This window comes from Cytobacillus luteolus (assembly GCF_017873715.1).
Classification (GTDB): domain Bacteria; phylum Bacillota; class Bacilli; order Bacillales; family Bacillaceae_L; genus Bacillus_BV; species Bacillus_BV luteola.
Window position 1 is genome coordinate 896,430 of the sequence record NZ_JAGGKM010000001.1, and the last position, 25,420, is coordinate 921,849.

General features: G+C 35.4%; 25 protein-coding genes and 1 pseudogene. 17 read left to right on the forward strand and 9 right to left on the reverse strand.

Annotated features, from left to right (window positions below; translation table 11 throughout):
* Window positions 1-134 precede the first annotated feature (134 nt).
* Window positions 135-1,562, forward strand: a complete 1,428-nt coding sequence (gene pdxR / locus J2Z26_RS04630; RefSeq protein WP_193534059.1) for a MocR-like pyridoxine biosynthesis transcription factor PdxR — start codon at window positions 135-137, stop codon at window positions 1,560-1,562.
* 109 nt (window positions 1,563-1,671) lie between these two features.
* Here the strand turns inward: pdxR and J2Z26_RS04635 are convergent.
* Window positions 1,672-1,773: pseudogene (locus tag J2Z26_RS04635) on the reverse strand (YnfA family protein); the annotation flags it as partial.
* 102 nt (window positions 1,774-1,875) lie between these two features.
* Between J2Z26_RS04635 and J2Z26_RS04640 the strand changes: the two are divergent.
* From J2Z26_RS04640 to J2Z26_RS04670, 7 genes are all read left to right on the forward strand, one after another.
* Entirely contained in the window at window positions 1,876-2,136 is a 261-nt protein-coding gene (locus J2Z26_RS04640; RefSeq protein WP_193534042.1) for a hypothetical protein, read from the forward strand.
* Window positions 2,137-2,509: 373 nt separating this feature from the next.
* Window positions 2,510-2,962: a glycine zipper domain-containing protein gene (locus J2Z26_RS22080; RefSeq protein ID WP_227413547.1), complete on the forward strand. Its 453-nt coding sequence runs from the start codon at window positions 2,510-2,512 to the stop codon at window positions 2,960-2,962.
* A gap of 208 nt (window positions 2,963-3,170) precedes the next feature.
* On the forward strand, window positions 3,171-3,374 hold the full coding sequence (locus J2Z26_RS04650) for a helix-turn-helix transcriptional regulator (protein WP_193534043.1): 204 nt from the start codon (window positions 3,171-3,173) through the stop codon (window positions 3,372-3,374).
* Between the two features lies 1 nt (window position 3,375).
* Entirely contained in the window at window positions 3,376-4,053 is a 678-nt protein-coding gene (locus J2Z26_RS04655) for a DUF3169 family protein (protein ID WP_193534044.1), read from the forward strand.
* A 29-nt stretch (window positions 4,054-4,082) separates the two neighbouring features.
* Window positions 4,083-5,009 carry an ABC transporter ATP-binding protein gene (locus tag J2Z26_RS04660; RefSeq protein ID WP_193534045.1) on the forward strand — a complete coding sequence of 309 codons (927 nt, stop codon included), beginning with the start codon at window positions 4,083-4,085 and terminating at the stop codon, window positions 5,007-5,009.
* The gene (locus tag J2Z26_RS04665) at window positions 5,002-6,237 is read left to right on the forward strand and encodes an ABC transporter permease (RefSeq protein WP_193534046.1); all 1,236 of its coding nucleotides are present in this window, start codon (window positions 5,002-5,004) and stop codon (window positions 6,235-6,237) included. The genes J2Z26_RS04660 and J2Z26_RS04665 overlap by 8 nt, the downstream gene beginning before the upstream one ends.
* Window positions 6,238-6,311: 74 nt before the next feature.
* The gene (locus J2Z26_RS04670; protein ID WP_193534047.1) at window positions 6,312-7,019 is read left to right on the forward strand and encodes a DNA alkylation repair protein; all 708 of its coding nucleotides are present in this window, start codon (window positions 6,312-6,314) and stop codon (window positions 7,017-7,019) included.
* A 270-nt stretch (window positions 7,020-7,289) separates the two neighbouring features.
* On the opposite strand, the gene J2Z26_RS04675 is transcribed toward J2Z26_RS04670, so the two are convergent.
* Window positions 7,290-8,516, reverse strand: a complete 1,227-nt coding sequence (locus J2Z26_RS04675) for a Bcr/CflA family multidrug efflux MFS transporter (protein ID WP_193534048.1) — start codon at window positions 8,514-8,516, stop codon at window positions 7,290-7,292.
* Between the two features lie 261 nt (window positions 8,517-8,777).
* On the opposite strand from J2Z26_RS04675, the gene J2Z26_RS04680 reads away from it, so the two are divergent.
* Entirely contained in the window at window positions 8,778-9,341 is a 564-nt protein-coding gene (locus J2Z26_RS04680) for a TVP38/TMEM64 family protein (RefSeq protein WP_193534049.1), read from the forward strand.
* 47 nt (window positions 9,342-9,388) lie between these two features.
* Here J2Z26_RS04680 and J2Z26_RS04685 read toward each other — a convergent pair whose 3' ends face one another.
* The gene (locus J2Z26_RS04685) at window positions 9,389-9,844 is read right to left on the reverse strand and encodes a hypothetical protein (RefSeq protein WP_193534050.1); all 456 of its coding nucleotides are present in this window, start codon (window positions 9,842-9,844) and stop codon (window positions 9,389-9,391) included.
* Window positions 9,822-10,616, reverse strand: a complete 795-nt coding sequence (locus J2Z26_RS04690) for a hypothetical protein (RefSeq protein WP_193534051.1) — start codon at window positions 10,614-10,616, stop codon at window positions 9,822-9,824. Before J2Z26_RS04690 ends, J2Z26_RS04685 begins: the two co-directional genes overlap by 23 nt.
* A 180-nt stretch (window positions 10,617-10,796) precedes the next feature.
* Between J2Z26_RS04690 and J2Z26_RS04695 the strand changes: the two genes are divergently transcribed.
* Window positions 10,797-11,447 carry a uridine kinase family protein gene (locus J2Z26_RS04695; RefSeq protein ID WP_193534052.1) on the forward strand — a complete coding sequence of 217 codons (651 nt, stop codon included), beginning with the start codon at window positions 10,797-10,799 and terminating at the stop codon, window positions 11,445-11,447.
* Between the two features lie 86 nt (window positions 11,448-11,533).
* On the opposite strand, the gene J2Z26_RS04700 is transcribed toward J2Z26_RS04695, so the two are convergent.
* Complete coding sequence (locus tag J2Z26_RS04700; RefSeq protein WP_193534053.1) at window positions 11,534-11,671, reverse strand: hypothetical protein; 138 nt, start codon at window positions 11,669-11,671, stop codon at window positions 11,534-11,536.
* A 160-nt stretch (window positions 11,672-11,831) separates the two neighbouring features.
* On the opposite strand from J2Z26_RS04700, the gene J2Z26_RS04705 reads away from it, so the two are divergent.
* From J2Z26_RS04705 to J2Z26_RS04715, 3 genes are all read left to right on the forward strand, one after another.
* Window positions 11,832-12,428: a hypothetical protein gene (locus J2Z26_RS04705; protein WP_193534054.1), complete on the forward strand. Its 597-nt coding sequence runs from the start codon at window positions 11,832-11,834 to the stop codon at window positions 12,426-12,428.
* A gap of 220 nt (window positions 12,429-12,648) precedes the next feature.
* Window positions 12,649-13,473, forward strand: a complete 825-nt coding sequence (locus tag J2Z26_RS04710) for an ion transporter (RefSeq protein ID WP_193534055.1) — start codon at window positions 12,649-12,651, stop codon at window positions 13,471-13,473.
* Between the two features lie 164 nt (window positions 13,474-13,637).
* On the forward strand, window positions 13,638-14,576 hold the full coding sequence (locus J2Z26_RS04715) for a hypothetical protein (RefSeq protein ID WP_193534056.1): 939 nt from the start codon (window positions 13,638-13,640) through the stop codon (window positions 14,574-14,576).
* 835 nt (window positions 14,577-15,411) lie between these two features.
* Here the strand turns inward: J2Z26_RS04715 and phnE (J2Z26_RS04720) are convergent.
* The 4 genes from phnE (J2Z26_RS04720) to J2Z26_RS04735 form a co-directional block, all read right to left on the reverse strand.
* Complete coding sequence (gene phnE / locus J2Z26_RS04720) at window positions 15,412-16,218, reverse strand: phosphonate ABC transporter, permease protein PhnE (RefSeq protein WP_193533959.1); 807 nt, start codon at window positions 16,216-16,218, stop codon at window positions 15,412-15,414.
* Window positions 16,219-16,234: 16 nt separating this feature from the next.
* Window positions 16,235-17,050 (reverse strand): phosphonate ABC transporter, permease protein PhnE, encoded by an 816-nt coding sequence (gene phnE, locus J2Z26_RS04725; protein WP_193533960.1) that lies wholly within the window; start codon window positions 17,048-17,050, stop codon window positions 16,235-16,237.
* Window positions 17,043-17,828 (reverse strand): phosphonate ABC transporter ATP-binding protein, encoded by a 786-nt coding sequence (phnC, locus tag J2Z26_RS04730; RefSeq protein WP_193533961.1) that lies wholly within the window; start codon window positions 17,826-17,828, stop codon window positions 17,043-17,045. The genes phnE (J2Z26_RS04725) and phnC overlap by 8 nt, the downstream gene beginning before the upstream one ends.
* A 99-nt stretch (window positions 17,829-17,927) precedes the next feature.
* The gene (locus tag J2Z26_RS04735) at window positions 17,928-19,019 is read right to left on the reverse strand and encodes a phosphate/phosphite/phosphonate ABC transporter substrate-binding protein (protein ID WP_193533962.1); all 1,092 of its coding nucleotides are present in this window, start codon (window positions 19,017-19,019) and stop codon (window positions 17,928-17,930) included.
* A 228-nt stretch (window positions 19,020-19,247) separates the two neighbouring features.
* On the opposite strand from J2Z26_RS04735, the gene J2Z26_RS04740 reads away from it, so the two are divergent.
* The 4 genes from J2Z26_RS04740 (at window position 19,248) to J2Z26_RS04755 (ending at window position 25,414) form a co-directional block, all read left to right on the forward strand.
* Window positions 19,248-20,972 carry an ATP-binding protein gene (locus tag J2Z26_RS04740; RefSeq protein ID WP_193533963.1) on the forward strand — a complete coding sequence of 575 codons (1,725 nt, stop codon included), beginning with the start codon at window positions 19,248-19,250 and terminating at the stop codon, window positions 20,970-20,972.
* 448 nt (window positions 20,973-21,420) lie between these two features.
* A complete protein-coding gene (locus tag J2Z26_RS04745) occupies window positions 21,421-22,407 on the forward strand; it encodes a BMP family lipoprotein (RefSeq protein ID WP_193533964.1) in 987 nt (328 codons plus the stop codon).
* 21 nt (window positions 22,408-22,428) lie between these two features.
* Window positions 22,429-24,078: a methyl-accepting chemotaxis protein gene (locus J2Z26_RS04750; RefSeq protein WP_193533965.1), complete on the forward strand. Its 1,650-nt coding sequence runs from the start codon at window positions 22,429-22,431 to the stop codon at window positions 24,076-24,078.
* A 559-nt stretch (window positions 24,079-24,637) separates the two neighbouring features.
* Entirely contained in the window at window positions 24,638-25,414 is a 777-nt protein-coding gene (locus J2Z26_RS04755; protein WP_193533966.1) for a PD-(D/E)XK nuclease family protein, read from the forward strand.
* Window positions 25,415-25,420 lie beyond the last annotated feature (6 nt).

The window sequence follows — 25,420 nt, forward strand, 5'->3', positions numbered from 1 at the left end:
CTCCTTTTCAAATCATTTATTTTCAATAAAAGAGTGTGAATTATCAAACTAATTAACTTATAATAATAAATAACACAAAACTGTATATCAAAAAATATACAGATTTACAATTATTAAAAGGACAGATGATAAAAATGCCAATACTTCCATTTATCGACGAGAACACTGATGTTCCACTTTATGTACAAATCTACAATTATATTAAAAATGAAATAGTCACTGGGAAAATTACAAAGAATACAAGACTTCCTTCAATTCGAAAGCTTTCAAATTTTCTTAGTGTAAGTACTACATCAGTTGAAAATGCCTATCTTCAATTGGTGGCAGAAGGGTTTATTGAAAGTAAACCCAAGAGTGGATATATTGTATTAGATCTGCCGGAACCAGTATTTAGCCTGGATAAAGAGAATATGAATATACGGCCACCATTACAAAGCTACCCTATGTTTGATGCAACGGAATATCCGTTTGATTTTCACTTTTCAATGAATGATTTTTCTTACTTTCCTTTTCAAATATGGAGAAGATTATATACAGAAGTTCTTCAACAGGAACATAAACGTCTTCTTTTCTATGGAGATTTACAAGGGGAAATGGAGTTAAGGTGTGAAATCGCTAAGTATTTACATCAATATCGAGGAGTTAAGTGTACTCCCGAACAAATCGTGATAGGGGCCAATCAGTTTCAATTAATTTCATTGCTTGCAATTATGTTTAAATCGTATACAACAAGTATGGGAGTAGAGAATCCAGGGTATTTAACATTGCCATCTGTTTTCAGAAACCATAACTATAAAGTCATTCCTATCTCTTTGGAAGGCGATGGTATTACTATTAGGGAAATCTATGAAAATAACCTTCAACTCGTCTGTGTCTCACCGTCTCATCAGTTTCCAAGAGGCATGACAATGCCAATCTCTAAGCGACTGCAACTACTTGAGTGGGCAAAGGAAGTAGATGGTTTTGTTATAGAAGATGATTATGATGGAGAATTTCGATATTATGGAAGGCCAATACCCTCTCTTCAAGGATTAATGAAAAATTCAAATGTTATTTATTTGGGAGGTTTTTCACAAATTCTATCTCCAGCAATATGTGTAAACTATATGGTTCTGCCAGAACAATTAGTAGAGTCTTATCATTATCATAAAAATGAAATGATAGTAGACCAGTCATCCTCAAGACTTCATCAGAAGGTACTTCAGCTTTTTATGAAGAGAGGCTATCTAGAAAAACATATTCGTAAAATGAGAAAAATCTATCGAACGAAGCATGACCTCGTAGTCAAATCAGTTCAGGAAACTTTTAAGGCGAGAGGTAAGTTAATTGGAAAAGATGCAGGGTTTCATGTTTTATTACAATTAGAAAGTAATAAGTCTGAAAAAGAGCTAGTTGAACTTTCAAAGAAAGCTGGTATCAGAATTATCCCTGCTTCATTTACTTGGTTGCAGCCTACCGAAAAAATTCCTAATGAATTTCTTCTTGGCTTTTGTGGAATTGAATTAGATAAAATTGAGGAGGGCGTTCGAAAACTTCATAAAGTATGGATTTTAGATGAATGATACCTATAAAGCAACTTAGTTTTAATGACCAACAGTGTTACTTCAGAAAAAAGAACGAACATCGTAATTTAGCAGAGCTCTGGTTAGAGCTCTTTTTTTGTGGTAGGTATTATTGTCGTGGTGCTAATAATATAACAGAAACCCCTATTAAACAGATTCCTGCACCTACCCAATCATATAAATCAGGTGTTTTTTTATCAATGCCCCAACCCATAGGGAAGTGTTATTAGTTGAAAGAGCAGTTATTTTATAAATTTGTCATCTCTGTATCTATTCTTTTATAGACTTAGTTATTAGAAGGGACGGTGATAAAATGGATCATTGTTTTGATCTAATTGGAGATGCAATTTTAATGAAACCTGTATCACATTCAAAACTTAGATTAGCGATTGAAAACCTAAGTACCGAAGCATGGTTTAGGGATTTATATAAAAATACACAATATACTAATGTGATTTGGAACGATAAGAATATTAAGAAGATCCTTCTTAATCCGAGAAATGTGGAGCTGATAAAAACCAATCAGTATCATAGGAACGTTTTTATTAAATTAGTGAAGAAACAATACCAATAAAGAAGTTTGCTAATACGGATAAAATTTCTAAACAAAAAATTTCCGCCATAATTTTTCGGCGGTTTTTCTATTTGTATAAGAATCCGAGCTTTTGTCAATTGCAAAGGAATCTCTATGAAACCTTTCTGTCGTATTATCGTATAAGACTGTAATAAGCTTTGGGGAAATTTGAGAGGGTGGGTATCATGAACATTGCTATTTTTCAATTCCTCATATTTCAATTAATCTTACCATCCTTATTTATCGTCTCATTATATAAGGGGTCTATGCGTAATAAGATGGAATGGGTTACTTCAATGGAAGGTTTCTCGTTAGAAATAGTATTGTGAGATAAAGAGATAGTAAGAAGTTATATTTTTAGGAGGACGTTGTATTGGAGAATGAGCATGTAAAATTAATCATTAAGAAGATTAGAGAAACTGTTAGCAAACCAATGTTGAAAAAGCTAGATTTAGATAAATGTGAGCGGGTAGTTGAAAAACTTTATTCCTTTACAGATTGTGAGGAATGTCAACATCTATTTCATGAATTAACGAATCATCTCAATCAGCTAGAATCTAATGTAGACAAAATAGCTGACCATGAATGTAAACAACTTAAACAATTCATTGAGCACACTGTTTCTCACTTACAGAAAAAACATAAGTTTGTTGCTGAGGGACATTATCTAGCAATCTACATGTCAATTGGGATGAGTTTTGGGCTCGTTTTTGGGTTAACTTTATTTGATAATATTGCAATGGGTTTACCGCTTGGAATGGGTATAGGTATTGCAATAGGTGCTAGTTTGGATGCTGATGCAAAGAATAAAGGAAAAACGATATAAGTCTGTATGGAGATTCTGGCTGAAGTATATTCCTGTGAACAGGAGATAAGTTTAACTGACACGTAATAAGACATTAAAATTGGAGCGTAGATCTGAGTTGGGTCACGCTTTTTTTTTGGATTTATGACCTTTATGTTTATCAAAATGACAAATATAGTTGTCAAAATGATAAATATCATTTACACTTGAGATATGAGGTGATGCGAATATGAAAAGTCGACTGAAGGAGCTTCGTGCACGGCATGGGTTAAATCAAACCCAACTGGCAAAGCTTGCGAAGGTATCAAGACAAACCATTAGTTTAATTGAACGTGAAGAATTTATACCGTCATTATTAATCGCGGTTCGGATTTCACGGATATTTAATGAACCTGTTGAGAATGTATTTTTAATAGAGGAGGATGAATTATAACATGAAAAAGTGGATACCATTATTTTTTAGTGCTGTGATTGGATTCGTTGTTGTTACATTATTACTCAATAATTTTACATTTGATTTCACTGTACATGGGAGTACAATTACAATCATTTTTTTAGTGATTATTTTCATATTGTTAGTGATCAGCGTGGTGCTTTATAGACAAATCAGGAATTTAAATAGTAAGGAAGTATACGGAGACGATGAAGATGAGGTAGATTCCTTGATTTATAAAAAATTTACAGATTACTCGTTTTTTGTGCAGTCCAGTCTTACTTTTTCACTATTAGCTCTAAGTATATCCGTTACTATTACTGAACAAATTTTTCTCACTGTTCTAGCTATCTTATTTTTGCTTATTAGTTATCTGTTATCAATGCTTGTATCACATCTTACACAACTGATTTACCCTGAGCGAAATTTGCCAAGGTTTTCAGAAAAAAATTACGCAGAAAAACTTTTAGAAGCGTCAGATGAAGGTGAAAGGCACGTCATGCTGATCGGATTCTATAAGTCCTACAATTTACTAAGTGTTGCATTAGTTGTGGCCATTTTGCTATCAACTGTTTATTCGATGTCATCTGGTGAATCCCAAGTTTTCTCAATTATTCTAATGGCTAGTGTTTTACTACTAGTGCATGGGAAGTATTGTTTATCTATTCGAAATAAATAAGAGAAAAAATAAGGTGGAGGGAAGATACAATGGAACCATTTTTAAAGGTAGAGCATTTAAAGAAGTCATTTAAAGACACACAAATTTTAAAAGATATTTCGTTTGAAGTGAATAAGGGTGAAATTATGGCCATTCTTGGTCCGAATGGGGCAGGGAAATCTACAACAATACGTAATATTATGGGGATTATGTACCCGGACGGAGGAAACATTACGTTTAAAGGAAATAAGGAAATCCCGCGAAATAAGATTGGTTATCTTCCTGAAGAACGTGGTCTTTATAAAAATGTGAAGGTAATGGATATTCTTCTTTACTTGGCGGAGTTAAAGGATTATCCAATCAAGGAAGCGAAAGAACGGGCCCTTTTGTATCTTAAAAAATTTGGACTAGAAGGGAAAGACAAAGCTTCTCTTGAGGAATTGTCAAAAGGTATGGGGCAAAAGGTTCAGTTTATCGCCTCCATTTTACATGAACCAGAGTTTTTGATTCTAGATGAGCCCTTTTCTGGACTTGACCCAGTTAGTCAGGAGTTATTCAAGCAAGAAATTAGGAATCTAGCAGCTGGTGGAACTGCGATTCTATTATCCTCTCATCAAATGAATCTAGTTGAAGAGATGTGTGATCGATTATTTTTAATCCATCGCGGGGAAAAGGTGATCTATGGGACGATGGATGACGTGAAAAAGGAGTACGCAAATTTCAAGTGCACAATTAAAGGTAGAAATAGAGTTGAAGATCTTGAAAAGTTACCTAAAGTCCAACGTGTAGAGCAAAGGGAAGATACCCTTATCTTGTACTTAATGAAAGACGTAGAGGTAGCGAGTTGGTTGAGAAATTTACCAGAGACATTGGAAATCAATGAATTATCAATAGATAGAGTTTCACTTCATGAAATATTTATTGATATTGCAACTGATAAAAATATGTTAAAGGAAGGGGCTGAACTGAATGCGTAATGCTTTGAAAGTGGCCAAATGGGAAATCAAAAGAAATATGAAAAATAAATCCTTCCTTATTGGGTTGTTTTTAACACCACTATTATTTTTAGGCTTTATGTTAATTGGAAGTTTATTTGGGGATTCAGAACAGAAGGAAGAGCCTGCATCACGAGTTCTAATTAATGATAACATTGGAGTATTTGACACCCTCGAAGAAACGGTTCTGGCTCTAGAGTTGAATGTGGAATTGGAGAAAACTGATAAAGCTAAAGAAGTAGTCGTAGAAGAATTGGAAAAGGTGGAAAATACTGCCTATATTTTACTTGAGCAATCTTCCTATGAAAGTGGTATTCTTTCAGTTTATACGAGCGAAGACATGAATCCCAATTTTATGAGTCAGGTTCAGGCATTCGCAGCACCTATAAAGATGGTACAAATGCAACAGTTAGGTTTATCAGATGAAGAAATGACCGCGATTTCAAAAGGGATTGTATTTGAGGAAGCATCTTTTAAAGAAGAAGGAATCCATGAAGGTAGTGATAAAACTGTAGGTGTAAATTCATTTGAACGTATAGTACCCGGAGCATTTGCTGGGATCATCTTATTATCTATTATATTCTCAGGAATGTATATATTTCAAAGTGCTTCTCAAGAAAAGAAAGATAAAGTTGCAGAAATTATCTTATCTTCATTAACACCAAGTGAATTAATGCAAGGGAAAATAATAGGATACTTTGGACTAGGAATGATACAGGCAGTTGTTTATTTAAGCTTTGGATTACCGATAGCACTTTGGAAGCTAGACATTCCTTTGTTTGAGTATTTATTAGTCCCAGAGGTTCTCCTATATATAGCAATAGCCATATTGGGATACTTCCTTTTCGCCGCTATTTTTGTTGGCGTTGGAGCGACGATGGCTGATATGTCATCGGCAGGTAACTTTCAAGGGTTGGTAATGATGCTACCTTTTCTTCCATTTGTCTTTATTGGTCCAGTAATAAGTGACCCAAGTGGAGTGCTTGCACAAGTTGGAACATATATACCTTTTAGTGCACCGGGAGTATTATTGATACGTCTTACTTTATTAGAAAGTTGGCCATTAGTAGAAATCGCAATCTCCTTAGCTATTTTACTAGTAAGCATTTGGATATTTATGAAGCTTGCAGGAAAGATTTTTAAAGTAGGAATCTTAATGTACGGTAAAAATGCAACTCCGAAGGAAATGTTGAAATGGTTACGGGCTTAGGCTCATGTTGATATAGAATCTGGTGGATGGTTACAATGGAGTAGGAAGTACAATAGAGAAGGGAGTGAAAACCTTTGGATTTAGAAACAGTTATGCAGGAATTGGAAGCACTAGGTAAAGAGCGAACAAAGAAATCTTATTTAAGTAATGGAGCGCATGAGCCTCTATTTGGAGTAGCTACTGGTGCCATGAAGCCGATAGCTAAGAAAATTAAGAAAGACCAGCCTTTGGCAGAGCAACTATATGCCACTGGAAACTATGATGCCATGTATTTTGCGGGTATCATTGCAGACCCAAAGGCAATGACTGAAGAAGATTTTGAGCGTTGGATCGATGGAGCTTATTTTTATATGCTTTCTGATTATGTCGTTGCAGTAACTCTGTCAGAATCCGATATTGCTCAAACTGTTGCAGATAAATGGATTGCAAGCGGTGAGAATCTTAAAATGTCAGCTGGTTGGAGTTGCTACTGCTGGCTTTTAGGTAATCGTAAAGATGATGAATTTGACACAAGTAAGATTGCGAGCATGCTGGAACAGGTAGAAAAAACAATTCACGATTCACCAGATCGAACGAAATCTTCTATGAATAATTTTGTTTACACTGTCGGGATATCCTATTTACCACTACATGATCAGGCGGTTAAAACTGCAGAGGCAATTGGCCCAGTCGAAATTAGACGAGATAATAAAAAAAGCAGTATTCTTCTTGCATCTGATACGATTCAAAAGGGTATTGATAGAGGGCAGTTGGGTTTCAAACGGAAGTATGTAAGGTGCTAGTTCGGTTTCATGTCTTTTTAAAGGAATACGAGTATTTACTTCAGTAACGCGAGAAAATGGGAGCGAAAGACGAATAAATGAGGGAGAATGGCGAGTATTTTCAGAGAAAGACGAGAATATAGCTGCAATTGGCGAATAAAGTCATTTCTCATTAGAATTCACCTTAAATATATCCCTAAAATCATTGCAAAAGTATTATAAAAAACACCTCCTTACGTTTACAGAGCTATCTGTACAACATAAGAGGTGTTTATTTTTTAAAAAAAGAAGTTAACTACCCAACGTCCTATTTGCTGGTTGTACATGTAAGGATGCTCTTTGTACCAGTCCAAAATAGGCAAGGAGAGATAGCAGGCTTGCCGATAAGATTACGACACCCATTGGAATGGCCGAATATTCTCCTGCAACTCCTACTAAAGGTGATGTAATCGCACCGAGTACAAAAGGTAAAACACCTAAGAGTGCTGATGCACTTCCGGCAATATGTCCTTGTGACTCAAGTGCTAATGCGAAGGAAGATGTTGCAATCATCCCAATGGAACAGACTAAGAAGAAAATAGGTATAGCAACTGCTAGAAGTGGTGCTTTTAAAAGAAGAGCTGTTAGTAAAACAGTGCCTGCTCCTGTTGATAGGAACAATCCGAATTTCAAGAAGGCTTTCTCTGAAATTCGATCTGCTAAACGCCCAACCGACTGGGTTCCAATAATTAATGCGAGACCATTAACTCCGAATAGAAAACTAAAAACTTGAGGAGACACCCCATAAATATTTTGATAAACAAAAGGGACACCAGATACGTAAGCAAAGATTCCTGCAATCATAAAGCCTTGTGTAAGTGCATATCCAAGAAACTCTCTGTCTCTTAATAAAGAACCAAAATTCTTTAGCACTTGAGCTAGATTACTAGGAACACGTCTCTCTACAGGTAAAGATTCTTCAAGTTTAAATAAAACAGTAAAAAATATCACCATGCCCACAACACTTAATACGAGAAATACACCATTCCAGTCAGTAACTGCCAGAACTCCTCCACCAACAATTGGCGCGACAATAGGTCCTAGGTTACCAACCAACATTAATAAAGAGAAAAACTTAGTTAATTCTTTTCCACTATAAATATCCCGAACAATCGCTTTAGAAATAACAAGACCACCAGCAGCTGCAAAACCTTGTAAGAAACGAGCTGCAATAAAGAGATAGATTGATGGAGAAAAGGCGCATATAACAGAAGCTACTAAATACATGATGAGGAAAATAAGCAGTGGCTTTCGTCGACCCAGAACATCACTCATGGGACCGATAAATAATTGACCTACTCCAAGTCCTAATAGGCAGGTTGTTAAGCTGATTTGTACTAAAGACGCAGTTGTTCCATAATCCTCCACAATCGTAGGAAAAGATGGTAAATACATATCGATTGTGAATGGACCAAGAAGACCAAGTGATCCTAGAAGTAATGCAAGTTGTAACCGTTTTGTTCCTGTAGGTGTATTCATGTAGTTTTCGCCTCTCTGAATGATCATGGAACAAGAGATCTGACCCCACTGATCATGTTATTCGATTTCCTTATCGTAACAAGGAACTGAATTACTCGTCAATTAGTTGGTTTTGAAAAATATGTATTAAAGTTAGTACAAATGATGGTGGAAATGAAAAAATCTGTAAATATTAAGAAATATTTAAGAAATTGCGCACCAAACTCTTAAGATTTCTTCTCTATAATCATAGGAAACAGTCACGAGAGGAAGTTTTTGGGAATGGAAAGTTTGTTACATGGAAATGAGTTCATTGCAACTCTTATCTTCTTTTTAATCTGCTTTTTACAACCGATTTTGCTACCAATACCAGAAGCAGCAACTGTCACAGCTGGTAGTGCTATATTGGGGGCATTTCCAGCAGCTTGTATCAGTTTTGCTGGTACTCTATCTGGGATCATTGTAATGTATTTCATTGCAAAAATAGGTGGACAAAAGTTAATTCGAAAATTTGTAAAAGAAAAACAAATTCAGCAATATGAGCGATATGTTTCGAAAAATGAAACAAGTATTTTACTAATTTTATTTATTATCCCGATTTTGCCTGATGAAATAATTTGTGTTGGAGCAGGATTAGGTGGAGTTAACATTAAGAAATTTGTAATTATCGCGGCTATTTCGAAGATACTCACTTCATTTTCTTTAGCGTATTCACTCGATTTTGCACAGTCAATGTCTTTAACAAATTCACAGTTACTTCTATTTATAATTGGCATAGCTAGTATCATAATGTTAACATCAATTCTGAGGAACAAGCTGCTATTAAAGGGATCTAGAAGTAAGTGATGTAAGATAAAGTGTTGCCTGTGCTATTTAAACCGTAGTTTCAAAAATTAATCGTCATTCACTAGGCCAACAGTTAGAGCTTGATATTTCCAAAGGACATCCTTAATTAGGGAAGCTTCATTTTCTTTACAGCGAATCATGACGGTGACTTCAGTCAACGTTCTAGCTGAAGGAATTGAAGCTTTATTTTTGTTTAAAAAATAATAAATACCATAGCCAATAAAGTATCCTATAATGGTTGCGATTAGTCCACATAGGATGGGGCCAGGCGTTAGCTTAAACCCAACACTTGCTCCGACGACAGCAAATCCAGTAGCAGTTGCCAGGCCAACCTCAAAACCGTTTGAACGTATGCTTTTTGTTCTACCTTTCAATTGAGAGTTTGATGGGTTTTCGTCCATAAAAACAACAAGTATTTGTTCGCGAGGAACAAACTTATTCTCTAGCACGGCTAATGCTTGTTCTAATTCAATTGATTGTTTAAAGGTCCCCATTATGATCATAGTAGAAACTCCTGCTTTGAAGGATATTTAGTCTGTTTTTTCCATATCGTTCTATGAGATGTTGACGTTGTGAAATTCGAAAAAGTCGATTGTGTTCAATTGTTGTGACATAAGCTTGATAGATAGCACCGCCTAAAACGGATGGCATAAATAATAGCCAATGAGGATGAAGCATCGTACTTGATTCTTTTAGATTGCCAAGTACTAATGTCAGAAGAGACACGTGGATACCAGATAAGACGATGTATACCCACCACCAAAACATGGCATAAAAGGCTAGTAAAGTTTGGTGATTATAGAGTTGACCTAAGCCAGGAAAGAAAAAAGAGTAAATTGCAGCTATGATTGGCTTTTTTTTCTCCAGAAATTGAAGTGCTGTTGGTTTAGTTGCTTTCCTAGGAACAGGATAATTCTCAAAATAGGCGATATGACATAATTTGTTTTGCGAAATGGTGGAGCGATAACAGTCCCAAATCGTAATTAAGTAAATGATTAGATATCCGAATGCCCAATTAGGGTTAAGAACATCTCTTGCAAGTTCAAATTGCCCGCAAAATGAATAGACCATCGCTTCATTAATGTGAGCAAGTGTATTAATTATCACTTCCGTTAAAGTTAATAAGGTTCCTCTTAAATAATGATTAAGTAAATAATGACCAATACCAGGAAAGACTGCAGACCACCATGCAATCATGATGGGATTTTGTTGTTGGATAAAGTTGATACCTAAAGAACTAATTTTGGCTAAAGGTGGTTTTTGCTGAGTAATCATGTTCAACGTACCTTTCCATCAATATCGAGCATTACTATAGGTTGTGAAGAATTCAAAAGTTTATTCCTAAATAGTGGAAAACTACGGATTGTTTAAAAATTTTCGTTTACTTGATTGGAGTGTCGCTAAGAGGATCAAAGAATGTATAATAGGAAAATAATACATATTACGGGGGAGAACATGGAAAAGGTAATACATGAAATTGCTAAACGACTTAAGAGTGAGAGTAAAAGAATGATCATTGGAATATCAGGTCACGGAGCAGCTGGAAAAACAACGTTTACGAATCAGCTTATTGAGCTATTGGGTCGAGATGAGGTGAACGCTCTCAATACAGACCCCTATATTATCGGAGGGCATTTAAGACAATACACAACGATCAGTTATGAATATAACCATGAGCAACACCAAGATAAAATGACTGCGTGTCATCCTGCAGCACATAATTCATATGCATTAGAAAGAGATGTACATATGATGAGAGAAGGGCTAGATTTTTATACGATGGGTACCCATTATTCAGAAAGTAAACTCTTTTCTACTCAGAACAGAATTAATATAGTAGAAGGCATGACGGTTGCTTTTACAAATCCCGAATTATATGACTTAAAAATTTATTTCTATACTGATGGTGAAACTGAGTTTTCTAGAAGAAGTGTACGGGATATTACTGAAAGAGGAATGGATATCAATTACTTAAAAAAATCCCATGAAGAACGTAGAATTCAATATGAAGTGTTCATGCATCCGTATCATAAGAATTTTGATATCGTGATTAAAAATACTAATGCAGAGTATAGTGTTGAAAAAAATAGTTTCTATCAAATCTAATTTATTGTAAAAATAGGTGAATGACAACTCCCTCTAACTAATAAGAAAGGAGTTGTCATCTTAATAGATTTTAATCTATTTCTTTTTTAGAAAGGTCCAAAAAATCCACGTCTAAATCCTCGACGAAATCCACGTACATATCCTGGTGCAAATCCGCCTCTAAAACCACGACGAAACCCACGGCGATAAACTGGTCCTGGACGAAAAAAAGGTCCAAATGGCATTATACACTTCCCCCTTTCCTTATCATAGTCTATGAGAAGAAAAGAATATTTGTATAGGTAGAGGACTAGTTTAGCTTAAAATAGATAACACTATTTTGGATAATTTTGTTAAAATAATGCTAGGTAAAATCTGTTTTAAAAGCGCTAAGGGGGAGTTAGTTTGTCAAAAAGGAATTTAATAGCAATGATAGGTGTTCTGTCTCTATTATTCACTGTAGGTTGTACCAATAAGGAGCCAGTAACACAATCCGATGGTTTAGTAAATGAACTAGATTCTAAGGTGAAAGAACTTGAATTGAAAGTCCAGCAGCAACAATCATTACTTGAAGAACACCAGGAACAATTAACAAAGGTGAACGAGTTAGAAGTGCTAAGTGAAAACCTCATTAGACGGGAGGAGTCTAACGTCAATTTTCACGATAATGTATATATGTTAACCCAATTAATCCAACGAACAACTATTTCAAAAACAGCGATGTTAAATAAGGCTGAAATCAAAGATGAAAAATTACTTTTAGACGTTACATATACAAATAAAATCCAAGATGATGAGGCTCCTAATGGTTTTCGTTTAGAAGAAACAAGTGAAGGAACAAAAACAGTGAGTATATCAAAAGACGTACCTATTTTTTTACTTAGTGATCCTTCAAGATTAAAAGAAGTAGAATGGAAGCAAGTTGTTAATCATCGAGGTTTCCTTCAATTATTTGAAAAAGACGGGGAAGTTGTTTTTATTTGGGAAATGTATTTGCCATAGAACTCTGTGACTGACTTTTAACCGGATACCACTTAAATACTAAATCTTAGCAGGAAAGGGTGAGTGAATTAGAAACCCTTTATCAGTCCTGTGTTCTTATAAATTAAGTAGACATTATATGAGTTGAGAGGTATAATGTCCGGGGTAAGAAATAGAAAAGTTAGGAAACTAAAGAATTGATTTTAAAATATTTTTATTGAATAGGGAAGGTAGAAAAAAAGTGGATACAGAACAGAGTATAACAGGAAAAGGAATCTCTCAAATAGTTTATAACAAATTCTTTACAAATTTTATTACATACTTAATTATTATAAATGCTGTATTAATAGGCTTAGAAACATATCCTTCACTATATGAACCAAATAAAGATATTTTCTTCATTTTAGATTGGATTATTTTAGCCATATTTGCAATTGAACTTCTCTTAAAACTGTATGTTGAAAGATCTAAATTCTTCAAAAGTGCTTGGAACAACTTTGACTTTGTTATTATAGTCGGAAGTATTATACTTTATAATACACCGTTTGTTAGTGTTTTACGTATTTTTAGGGTGCTAAGAATATTACGGACAATTACTTTTTTCCCTTCTTTGAGACGTATTGTTCAAGCCCTATTTTTGGCAATACCAACTATTGGTAGTGTTTTAATACTCATGACTATTATTTTCTATGTATACGCTATAATTGGAACAGCCTTCTTTTCGAATATTAATCCAGAATACTTTGGTAACCTACAACTTTCAACCATTACTTTATTTCAAATATTTACATTAGAATCGTGGGCAAGTGGTATCTTTCGTCCTCTGTTTAAAGAGGAACCATGGTCTTGGTTATATTTCGTATCATTTATAGTAGTTGCAACCTTTATTATGATTAATTTAATTGTTGGGGAAATCGTTAATAATGCACAAAAGATTACCGATGAAGTAGAGAAAGAGACACAAGATATTAAAGACGATACCAGTGAAATAAAAGAGCTAAAAGCAGAAGTACAAGAGTTAAAGATTCTTCTGAAAACATTTATAGCACAAAAAGAAGAAAAATAATTCAAATAGAATGGGAGTTGTCGGTCGACAGACAACTCCCATTCTATTTTGTGTTGGTAGAGTATATTTTAATATGATGGTGATTGATTCAAATCAAATTAAGAGATAATGAAACATTTCCCCCCCCTCATTCGTAAATATAGTTAACAAATGGGAGGGATTTCATGTTTTCAGAGATAAATGCAAAGATAGTTGAAGTGCAAGGTGAATTGAGGAAAGCAACGAAATATCGAGTTCAGCTTGCGGATTATGAGCAGGAATTAGAAACCATTGAGATGACAATTTCGCAGTTACATAGACAATTAGAATCTGAAAAAAAAGATGTAACTCGGTTAGAACGCGTTACTTTAACAAATCTTTTGGCAACATTAGCAGGCACAAAGAATGAAAAGTTATCAAAAGAAAAACAAGAGTTAGTAGTAGCACAACATAAGCTGGCAGAAGCTGAAAAAACAAAAAGAGAAATTGATGATGAAATGCTTGTGATTCGTAACAAACTCTTTGAACTAAAATCCACAGATAATGAGTACCAACAGTTACTTTTACAAAAGGAAGAAATGATTAAGGAAAGTTCATCTTCTGAGTCCTTAAAGATATTAGAATTGAGTGAGCAAGAAGGTGCAGTTAACACTCATTTAAAAGAACTAAAAGAAGCAATTGATGCAGGAAATCTCGTCAAAAGTGCGCTTAAGGAAGCGATAGATTCACTTGGAAAAGCGGGAGGCTGGGGAACTGTCGATTTGCTTGGTGGGGGCTTCATCTCAGATATGATTAAGCATCAACATATAGATGATGCTGAACGTAATGTACATCGCGCGCAAACTCGCATGCGTCAGTTTCAAAAGGAACTATTAGATGTACAACAACAAGCGGATGTGGAAATCAATATTTCAGGTATGCTAAAGTTTGCGGACTTCTTCTTCGATGGCTTAATCGCTGATTTTTTGGTCAAAGATAAAATAAATAAGGCGACTCACGAAATTGAATATCAGTACAAACAAGTAAATGACATTTTAGCAAAATTAAATAAGCAGTATATGGAACATAAGAATCATTTAGAAACTGTTCAGAAAGAAAAGCAGGAGATTATACAGAGTTTGTAGAGGGTAGACAACGTATCTTTCCTAAAAACTAGTAAGTTATTCTAAAGGAAAGGAGAGTATATTATTCTTGTGAGTGATAAACTCTCCTTTTTGTTTCTCTCTAATTCATTATTTTTTAATTCATGCTGTAGGCTAATATATAAAAGGTTCCTCCGAATTCAGAGATGATTCGGACAGGTTGATTAGGACGAAAGCCAAACGAGTCCGAATCATAGGAATTTGGACAGGTTGAGCAGGACGGACGCCAAACGAGTCCGAATCAAGAGATGATTCGGACAGGTTGAGCAAGACGTACGGCAAACGAGTTCGAAACCAGGGATGATTCGGACAGGTTGAGCAAGACTTATGCCAAACGAGTCCGAATCCAGAGATGATTCGGACAGGTTGAGCAAGACTTATGCCAAACGAGTTCGAATCAATAGGTAATTCGGACAGGTTGAGCAAGACGTACGCCAAACGAGTCCGAATCCAGAGATGATTCGGACAGGTTGAGCAGGACGTACGCCAAACGAGTCCAAACCAGAGATGATTCGGACAGGTTGAGCAGGACGTACGCCAAACGAGTCCGAATCAAGAGACAATTCGGACAGGTTGAGCAAGACGTACGCCAAACGAGTCCGAATCCAGAGATGATTCGGACAGGTTGAGCAGGACGTACGCCAAACGAGTCCAAATCCAGAGATGATTCGGACAGGTTGAGCAAGACGTACGCCAAACGAGTCCGAATCAATAGGTAATTAGGACAGGTTGAGCAAGACCCAAGCCAAACGAGTCTGAATCAAGAGGTAGCTCGAACTAGCTGATCAAGTTGAACCAAGGTATTTTACGTCCCTACTTACCCTTTAACTAATTTCGAACGTAGTTTAGTAGAAAACAACTCTATGATTAAAATAAGAATGACGAGACCAATCAATATTGATCCAACTTGGTCCCACTTATATCCTCTCATTGCAAAAATAAGAGGAGCTCCGATACCTCCTGCGCCTACTAATCCGAGTACAGAGGCATCTCTCATATTCATATCAAATCGATAAATCATAACCGACATAAAGATGGACAATAATTGTGGAATGATTCCATAACGGATTTTATCAAAGGTTGAGCAACCTATGGATGTCATCGATTCAAGAACTTTTACATCAAGCTCCTCGATGGCATCCACATATAATTTTGAAAGCATTCCAATTGAAGTTAATCCAATTGTTAACACTCCTGCAAACGGTCCCGGCCCAGTTACACGAATAAACATAAGACCATACACGAGAGCTGGAATGGTTCGGATGAATATAAGTAGCAATCTTATGGTCCAAGCAACTGGCTTTGGGACAATGTTTGATGCGGCTAAAAAAGCGAGTGGGACTGCTAAAATGGATCCGACAATTGTACCTAGGAACGCAATGCAAAGAGTCTCAACTAATAAATACAAAACACTTTGTTTTGACACATTGAGTAATAGGTTTAAGTCAGGGTGGGTTAACCCATAAATAATATTAGACGCAACCTTAAGACTATTTTCGTCCATCGTTTGAATACTGATCGTTGTTAACGACCATGCAAAGAGTATACATAAAATGATCAAAACAGTCGAAACGTATTGAAAGTTGCGTGGTGCAGCAAGAAGCTGCCTTTCTAATGTTGTCATAACGTGTACGACTCCTTTATATTAACTTTTTACGGAAGTGTTCACTAACGGTCTCAATCAGATAGACTGTTATAACTAGTGTTACAACAATCATTCCCACATTTTGATAGTCACGCCAGCCAAGTCCTTCATTGATAAGAAGCCCAATTCCACCAGCACCTACATATCCAAGGATGGCAGCATAACGGACATTTCCTTCAAAACAGAACAAAGAGGTAGATAGATAACTTGGAAGCACTTGAGGAAATATCGCATATCGAAACGCTTGAATTCTTGTCATTCCAGCAGATTCCATGGCTTCGAACGCTCCCATATCCACATTTTCAATTTGTTCATATACTAGTTTTCCAACATAAGAGATTGTAAAAAGAAAAATAGCAACCGTACCAGCCATGGGACCTAATCCGAACACAAATGTTGCAATTAACGCCGTAACAAGTGAAGGGAGTGTCCGAAGTAGACTAAGAAAAACTTTAAAAAACGCAACAATTCCTTTATTTTTAGTCACATTATTTGAAGACAAAACTGCAATGGGTAATGCGACAATTGCCCCAAGAATCGATCCTAATAATGACATTTTTATCGTATCCATAAGAGGTCCCCATATAGCAGGTAGGTAGCTCCAATTCGGTGGGACCATATCACCAATAATCGAGAAAAAATGGTGAATTCGTGCAAAGACTACTTGAATACTAAATCCAGTAAACTTAACGGATGCGTAAAGTGCTAGAATAATAACAAGTGTAATAAGCGGGGTGCGTGATCTTTTCTCAAGCACCAATTTTCCGTTTGGTAAGGTCATTTGTTTTGGAGGGAAGATTTTATCATACATATGCGGCAACCTTCTCCTCTATGGCGTGTTCAACTTCTTCTATCTTTCCTCCATAAATCTCTGAAAGAACCTCTTGAGTTACTTTTTTAGATGGACCATCAAACACAATTTGTCCCTTTCGTATGCCGATGATTCGGTCCGCATATTCCAGAGCAACCTCAACGTGATGAATGTTCATAATAACGGAGATATTCAATTCCTTATTAATTTTTTTAAAATCATTCATTACAATTCGTGAGGTAACAGGATCTAAGGATGCAATTGGTTCATCCGCTAGGATAATGTCTGGATTTTGAGCAAGTGTACGTGCTAAGGCAACACGTTGCTGTTGTCCACCTGAAAGCTGGTCAACACGGACATATGCTTTATCTAAAATTCCTACTTTATCTAACGCTTCTAGTGCTTTTATCTTTTGTTCTTTCGTAAAAACTCCTGTTAATCTGCGCCAGAAAGGGTTATCTGGAACAAATGAAACTAACACATTTTTAATAACAGAGGTTCTTGTTACCAGATTAAATGACTGAAATATCATCCCGATTCGTCTGCGCAACTGACGGATCTGCTTTCCTTTTAAGGTGGTTACATCGACGTTATCGACAATCAACTTTCCTCCAGTAATTTCATGCATCCGGTTAATACAACGTATCAACGTTGATTTCCCGGCCCCAGATAATCCAATAACCGCAACAAACTCACCTTGTTTAATCGTCAAATCAATATTTTCTAATGCTTTCGTGCCATTCGTATATGTTTTTTCGACACCAATAAACTCAATCATATGGAAGACTCCAATCTTAGTAGACTAGTATAAACGGTAAAATGAGAACATCACTTTTTTGTTGAGATGTTCTCATTTTGCTAGAAAAATATGAAGTTATTATTTTAGGCTTTTAAGAAGTTCTTGTGCTTTTCTTTCGCCATCATAGTCAGCAGAAGTGGCTTTTTGATAACCTTCATGGCTATAGATTGCAATAACATTTTTACCTTCTTCTGTTTGAGCAATGTTGATAAATGCATCTTGGATAGCAGCTTTTAGCTTTTCATCCATGATTTTAGAGTGTTTGCTTACACTAACTGTATCGTTATAAATTGGAGCAGTTACGCCAATGACGTTTGTTTCGTCCCAAATACTAGTTGTACGTCCTAAATCAGTTGTCCATTTTCCTTCATTATCTCTTCTAGCATCAGCATAAGCTACGATCACATCCGCTTGACCAGCAGCAAGTCGAGCAAATGAGCTACCATAAGAATCGGATTGTACCACTTTAGATAGATCAGTTAGACTCTTGCCGTATTTATCTTGCATCCATAAAGTTGGGTAAATATAACCTGCTGATGAAGAAGAAGACATTACTGCCCAGTTAGCGCTATCTAAATCTTCCCATGTTAATTCTTCACCATTGTTCACTTTTGCAGCTAGTTGTTGACCTTTTTCAGTCGGACCTGCAATTAAAATACTGCGGTAATAAGTAGCTTGCTTATCCTTTAAACCTTCAGTTGGTTTATTGTCGTTCCACTCTTTTGGTTGGTCTGAGTCATTTGATAATGCTGCACGAGTTGCTGTTAAAATAACTTCAGCACCATCATCGTATAAAACATACGTTCCACCAGGAATTAAACCTACATCAGTTGTACCAGCTGCTAGTGCTTCTCCAACAGCTTCATATGTAGTTCCAACATCAATAGTTACCTCACTAACATCGTAACCCATCTTTGCTAACTCTTCTTTAAGTAACCCTTTAAGAGGTTCAGTTGTAGTAATGATTTGCTCTGGATCTTTTGAAGGTACAAAGCTCACTTTAAGCTCATCAATTTTTGTGTTTTTGTCAGAAGGTTCTTCTTTTTTAGCAGTCTCTGAAGCTGTTTGATTATCTGTAGTAGATGTTGATGTTTCTTCTGATTCCCCACATGCAGCCATAATTGTTGCTACTGTAAGCATCATAAAAACGATTAACCATTTTCTTAACATAAATTAATCCCCCTAAATTGATTTGAATGTCCAACCTAGGTAAATATAGCAAAGGATTGTATAGATAATAATAACGACTTGTAAATTGATGGTAAATAATTGTTGATTTTTGGTAAATGATTTGAATTTGCTGAAAAACAGTAAACTTTTTTACAGTAAATGTTTTATCAATAGATTGATAGGGTATATAGGGAACAAAATTAGAAAATAGTGGAAGGTGAAACAAATATGACTAATATAGATCCGATTACTAAATTGACAAACAATTCCTCAATGTTTCAAAGTGGAGGGCATATTTTATATATGTATAACGAAACGAATCAATATGTACGAAATGCTGTTAGCTTTATTCATGAAGGGATAAAGAGGGAAGAAGTAGTTTTTGTCATTGAAACAGATGAGATGATTACTAATATTAAGAAATACCTTTCAGCAAAGAATCTACATGACAGACAATTAAATTCTATTATTTATATCAATGACCATGAATTTTATTTTAAAGGAGAGTTATTCAACTATAATGGAGCGGGGGGAAAACTAACAAATCTCGTACAACCTTATATAAATAGTGGCTATCATATACGTACATGGGGTCGGGTGCCTGTCCCTTCAAAAGACCCAATTGAACGCTTAGTTTCACATGAATGTAATTGTGATCAATTCGTTAGTGAAAAGAGAGTAATCTCGGTTTGTTGCTATAATGGGTTAACCACTCCTGCCTACGTTCAAAATGAACTGCTGAAAAGTCACACACATCTAATTACAGATGATGAGTATACTAAGTCGCCCTTCTATAGGAAGAATTATCATAAAACGATTACTATGGAAGATGCCGATCGACTTCATAGACTAGAAGAAAGAAACAACTATCTTCAAACTAAAACAAATCACCTCATACTAGAAAATCATTTAATTAAATTAAAAAGTGAACTAATTAAAGAAAGTGAAAGTAAACTCAGAACGATTATCAATGAACTTCCAATTCCTATTATTATAAGGAATAAAAATAAGATTCTATTTTCCAACAAACTTACGGAAGTACAGTTTAATTTTAATAATCAAGTGAACGAGACCTCTTTTAAGCCCTTCTTTAAAAGTTATGATTCTGCTTTTGTGGATTCCTCAACAACTAATACGCAGAAGCATAAATTTATCCATAGTAATGGCGAAGAGAAATACTATATTGTTAAGTCCATTGATATTTCATTTGAAAATACTGCGGCTATTTTACATGCTTTTGTAGATATAACCAAAGAGAAGCAAAATGAAAATCTACTTATTCGTTCTGAAAAAATGAATATTGCTGGAGAACTTGCTGCAAGTATTGCACATGAATTACGAAATCCGCTTACTTCAATTAAAGGTTTTTTCCAGATGTTGAAGAATTCAGGTGAAGAGAAGAGTATGTATTATTCAATCATTGGAGATGAACTTTCTCGAATTGAACAAATATCGAGTGAACTATTATCTCTAGCTAAGCCGCATTCAGAAAATCGAAAAACGTATAACCTCATCCAAATAATTGACGAAGTTAAACTCTTGCTTATATCAGAAGCAAATATGAAAAATGTTGAGTTGATTTTAGAATGTAATGATAATGATGTCTTTGTAAATTGTGATGATACAAAGATTAAGCAAGTGTTTATTAATTTATTAAAAAACGCAATTGATGCAATGGAAAGTGGCGGGATTATCAACATTCGAGTAACAAATCTGAGAGAAACGGTTAAAGTTCAAGTGATCGATCAGGGCAGTGGTATTCCTGAAGAATTGATTAAGAAAATTGGTGAACCGTTTTATACAACAAAAGAAAAAGGAACAGGAATTGGATTGATGGTTTGCTATCAAATTATTGAAAATTACGGTGGCACGATTGAAGTTGATAGCAATGTAGGAGTTGGAACAACTTTTACCATTACACTGCCTATTTCGGCTGAGGTTTTGGCTGGTTAACATTCATATATAAGATAATGATAGATTCTAATAGTAGAAGACGGTGCATTCCTCATCAAGGGGTTGCACCTTTTTTACTGTCTAGTAGATTATGAATTTATAGAAGGTTAAGAATTCTTATTATATAAAGATAGTTTTATGGTGGATAATTATGAATATTTTTATTTATAAGTTGAAAGCGATTACTTCAATTATAGCTATTAATAGTTGGTATATATGGTCGATGTAAATTGGGAGTTAAGGTGTTATTTTGATTTTCACGACTAATCGTGTAGGAATTAATGTATTTTAAAATAGTAACTTCTGAAAGTGTATCCCCATACATAAATGAATTACAAAACAAAGTGGCAAATTAACTCAATCAGATAAAGTGACATTTATCTCTTACTTAATATAAGAGATAAATGTCAATGAAATTAAACAACTAGAACTAAACTGAGGTGAAACCATGTTGAGAAAGTTTTCTATTTTATTAATTATTTTCATAGCTATTACTTCTATTATAGGCTGCTCAAACTCAGAAACTACAAATCAACAAGTTGATGAACGTCTTAAAATTGGGATTATGTTATCAGATGTTGGTCTTGGAGATCAATCCTTTTCAGACGCTGGCTTTGAAGGATTAGAAAGAGCTCGAGACGAACTGGATATTTCTTTTGACTATAGAGAGATTAGCGAGTCTCAAACCTATGAGGCAGGGTTAGAAGAACTGGTTGAACAAGGGAACGAAATTGTGATTGGCTTAGGCTTTGCTATGCAAGAGGCAGTAGATGTCGTTGCAAAGAAATACCCTGAGCAAACGTTTTTAATTATTGACAGTGTATCAGAACTTCCAAATGTACATTCAATTACTTTTAAAGAGGAAGAGGGATCCTTCCTAATAGGAGTCCTCGCAGGTTTGAAGACTCAATCAAATGTTGTCGGGTTTGTGGGAGGAATGGATGTTCCACTTATACGAAAGTTTGAAAAAGGTTTTATTGAAGGAGTTAAGACAGTAAATGCTGAGGCTACCGTAATCTCTGAATTCGCAGGAAGTTTTGGTGACGATAAACTTGGTGCTGAGATTGCGAGAAACATGATTACCAATCAAGCAGACTTCATCTATCCGGCAGCAGGATTTACTGGCGTTGGGGTCCTACAAGAGACTCAAAAAAGTGGTGTCTATTCATTTGGTGTTGACAGTGACCAATACTTTTTAGCAGAAAGATCGGTTGTCAGCTCAATGCTAAAAAACATTGATGTAGCTGTGTATAATGTGGCAAAAGAACTGGTTGAAAACAAAAAGCTTGAACAAAAGGATATTTCTCTTGGCATTAAGGAAGATGGAGTAGGACTTGCTCCTATCAGAGTGTTAACCTTAACTGAGAGCGAAGAGCAATTATTAAATCAGTTGAGTGACGATATTAAAAACGGAAAAATAAAGATTCAGCCATAACTGAAGAGAGGAGACAATGACATGAAATTACAACAAAAAATTATCTTATTATCAATCATCCCACTTTTTATTTCTACGTTGATTATTGGGTATATGATCATTGAGCTACGGAGTGTAAAGTCATCTTCAGATGAAATTGTAGGTCTTTTAATTGATGTTGAACAATTGAACGGTTCCATTAAATTGGTAGAAAAATCTTTAAGCTCGTTTTCTATTAATTTAACAGATAGTAATTCTAGAGATGTTCTTCAAAACCTTGAAGAAACAGGTCACATTATTTCTAAACTGGAAAAAGAAATTACAGTTAACAGTCAGTTAGAGAAGTTTGAACGAGTTAATGATAAATTTAATGATTTAACGGGTAAAGTCGAGAAGGCCGTTGCTAATAAGGATGCCTCTGAAGCAAAGAGAGAATCACTTCGAACAAAGGGTATCGTAAATGATGTATATGAACTTAAGTTTCAGATAAATAATGAATACTTGGAATTACAAATTAAGTTAGAAAATAAGATAAACACAATTGTGTCATTTGCTACAATTGCAGTGGTTCTATTAGTACTATTGAGTTCAGCATTCTCATTCTTCTTTACAAACCGAATGGTTAAACCAATTAGAGTGATTACAAAACAAGCAGAAAAAATTGCTAACGGTGATTTAATAATCGAGAAGGTCAATGTTAAAACAAAAGATGAGGTATATGTTTTAAATGAAGCCTTTACAAAAATGGTAGGAAACCTTCGAGAGCTTATAACTGAGGTAGGTAATAGTTCAAGCCAGGTTGCTGCTTCTGCAGAACAACTTATGGCAAGTGCGGATGAAACAATGAAGGGTGCTGAACAAATAAGTACCTCTATCCAACAAGTATCTATCGGAGCGGAGCAGCAAACTGCAATTGGACACAAATCAGCAGTATCCGCGGAAGAAATGACTGCTGGTATTTCTCGAATAGTTGACAGTGCACTCGTGTTGGCAGATATAACGGAAAATACAAACAAGGAAGCGGACCTAGGCACACTACTTGTAGAGAATACCTTAAACCAAATGAATTCTATTCATGGCACGGTATCTGAAACGGACCTTTATGTAAGAAAGTTAAATGAACGCTCAAACGAAATTAATGAAATTATCCATCTTATAACAGAGATTGCCGAACAAACGAATTTACTCGCATTAAATGCAGCGATAGAAGCGGCTAGAGCGGGTGAAGCTGGAAAAGGATTTGCTGTGGTTGCTGAAGAGGTGCGAAAGTTAGCTGACCAAACAAGAAAATCAGCGATGGAGATAACCTCTATTGTAAAGCATGTACAAGACGACTCCGGAAACACTGTTAAGTCTATTACCGAGGTGAAGGAAAAGGTAAACGCAGGGTTGACACTGGCAAAAGATACATCAGAAAAGTTTAAAGAAATTCTGCTATCCATGACAAAAGTAAATGAACAAATTCATGGGATTACAAGCGTGTCTCAAGAAATCAGTGCTGGTTCTGAAGAAGTGGCTGCTAATGTGAGTGAAATGGCTGAAGTTGCAAAAATTGCTTCAAAAAGCACACTGGAAGTAGCAGCAGCTTCCGAAGAACAGCTTGCTTCCATGGAAGAAGTAAATGCAGCATCTACTTCACTAACAAGTCTTGCCGAGCAATTGCAAAAGACGATTGAGCGGTTTAGGTTATAGTTAAACTATAAGGCTAGGAACAGTCTTATTTCGTTAGTAAAATGAATCCCATTTAGATAGGGATTCATTTTTTTATGGGAATTCGGACTCGTTACTCCTTCATACTACTCAACCTGTAAGAATCAGCACAGGATTCAGACTCGTTGCTCCTTGATACTACTCAACCATTGTCCACTTCCTTTCTTCATTTATTAAGCCAATTATATTTTAAAAAACTAGCCACCTAAATAGGAATGTGAACATTCTGCTAACGTTTTCCAACTTGTTTTGCAGTAATTTTTTTTGTGATTTCAGTAAATATCACATTGACATTGATAATCGTTATCACTTAAAATGTTGATATGGTGATAACCATTATCACTAATTTTTCATCTAGTGCAAATACACAATCCTTAAAAGCAATAGGAGGTTTCCATCATGCTAATTTGTGAATGGTGTGGTCATATCGAAGACAGTGAAATAATGGATATCGAATATGCTTTTGAGTGCAACGAGTGTCCAACTTGCGGACCTCATGATGGAGACAATACATAATGCAAAAAAGGTGGGGAACACATAAATGACGATCAATAAACAATTCCAAATTTCCATCCAGACAATGACAGATTATCACTTAGAGTCTTTTATTAAGTGTCCTTATCGATTTTATTATCAGCATGTTTTATCCGTAAACACACGTAAAATTAAATGGAGACAAGCTGTTCAATTCATTATTAATCAGGTTGTACATAAGTTTTATCAGCTAACAGTTGAAGAGCAACATAAATTGAGTGCTTTAAGACTGATCGAGAGCCAGTGGAGTATGATCAACTCATCTATTTTTGATTCAAAATACCATTACTATCAAGTGCTAGCACAGACAACGGACCACCTGCTTCAGTTGTTAACAGCCAAAGACACACAAGTGCCCCCTATTTTTTTATACGAAAAGCTCAGTACATACATCGAAGAATTAGAAACACAGCTTTCATTAACTCTTGATGTAACAGAGTGGTCCGAAAAATCCTTTACAATTAAAAAGTTCCTACTAGAAGCGGACGAAGAAATGATTCATCTATATAACCACTTAATAGTGGTCTTCTCCTATAAAGCATTTGGTAAATTGCCGGAAAAAATTGAGGTAGTTACCTTATTAAAAGGGGAGACGTTTACCTATTCTCCTACAGTAAATGACTTGGTACAAGGAATAATGTACCTTAAATATATGAAAAAAGTACTTCTTGACCCAACTGACTATGAAAGAAAAAGTTCAATTAAAGAATGTAATAGTTGTCCATTTGTTCAAGAATGTGAAAAAAGTACCGGAGATAGTCCAGAATTAGATCTCCTTCATTAAAACAAT

Coding starts and splice junctions, on each gene's coding strand:
- pdxR (WP_193534059.1), top strand. CDS start 135: ATGCCAATACTTCCATTTATCGACGAGAACACTGATGTTCCACTTTAT.
- J2Z26_RS04640 (WP_193534042.1), top strand. CDS start 1,876: ATGGATCATTGTTTTGATCTAATTGGAGATGCAATTTTAATGAAACCT.
- J2Z26_RS04650 (WP_193534043.1), top strand. CDS start 3,171: ATGAAAAGTCGACTGAAGGAGCTTCGTGCACGGCATGGGTTAAATCAA.
- J2Z26_RS04655 (WP_193534044.1), top strand. CDS start 3,376: ATGAAAAAGTGGATACCATTATTTTTTAGTGCTGTGATTGGATTCGTT.
- J2Z26_RS04660 (WP_193534045.1), top strand. CDS start 4,083: ATGGAACCATTTTTAAAGGTAGAGCATTTAAAGAAGTCATTTAAAGAC.
- J2Z26_RS04665 (WP_193534046.1), top strand. CDS start 5,002: ATGCGTAATGCTTTGAAAGTGGCCAAATGGGAAATCAAAAGAAATATG.
- J2Z26_RS04675 (WP_193534048.1), bottom strand. CDS start 8,516: ATGAATACACCTACAGGAACAAAACGGTTACAACTTGCATTACTTCTA.
- J2Z26_RS04680 (WP_193534049.1), top strand. CDS start 8,778: ATGGAAAGTTTGTTACATGGAAATGAGTTCATTGCAACTCTTATCTTC.
- J2Z26_RS04685 (WP_193534050.1), bottom strand. CDS start 9,844: ATGATCATAATGGGGACCTTTAAACAATCAATTGAATTAGAACAAGCA.
- J2Z26_RS04690 (WP_193534051.1), bottom strand. CDS start 10,616: ATGATTACTCAGCAAAAACCACCTTTAGCCAAAATTAGTTCTTTAGGT.
- J2Z26_RS04695 (WP_193534052.1), top strand. CDS start 10,797: ATGGAAAAGGTAATACATGAAATTGCTAAACGACTTAAGAGTGAGAGT.
- J2Z26_RS04700 (WP_193534053.1), bottom strand. CDS start 11,671: ATGCCATTTGGACCTTTTTTTCGTCCAGGACCAGTTTATCGCCGTGGG.
- J2Z26_RS04715 (WP_193534056.1), top strand. CDS start 13,638: ATGTTTTCAGAGATAAATGCAAAGATAGTTGAAGTGCAAGGTGAATTG.
- phnE (WP_193533959.1), bottom strand. CDS start 16,218: ATGACAACATTAGAAAGGCAGCTTCTTGCTGCACCACGCAACTTTCAA.
- phnE (WP_193533960.1), bottom strand. CDS start 17,050: ATGTATGATAAAATCTTCCCTCCAAAACAAATGACCTTACCAAACGGA.
- phnC (WP_193533961.1), bottom strand. CDS start 17,828: ATGATTGAGTTTATTGGTGTCGAAAAAACATATACGAATGGCACGAAA.
- J2Z26_RS04735 (WP_193533962.1), bottom strand. CDS start 19,019: ATGTTAAGAAAATGGTTAATCGTTTTTATGATGCTTACAGTAGCAACA.
- J2Z26_RS04740 (WP_193533963.1), top strand. CDS start 19,248: ATGACTAATATAGATCCGATTACTAAATTGACAAACAATTCCTCAATG.
- J2Z26_RS04745 (WP_193533964.1), top strand. CDS start 21,421: ATGTTGAGAAAGTTTTCTATTTTATTAATTATTTTCATAGCTATTACT.
- J2Z26_RS04750 (WP_193533965.1), top strand. CDS start 22,429: ATGAAATTACAACAAAAAATTATCTTATTATCAATCATCCCACTTTTT.
- J2Z26_RS04755 (WP_193533966.1), top strand. CDS start 24,638: ATGACGATCAATAAACAATTCCAAATTTCCATCCAGACAATGACAGAT.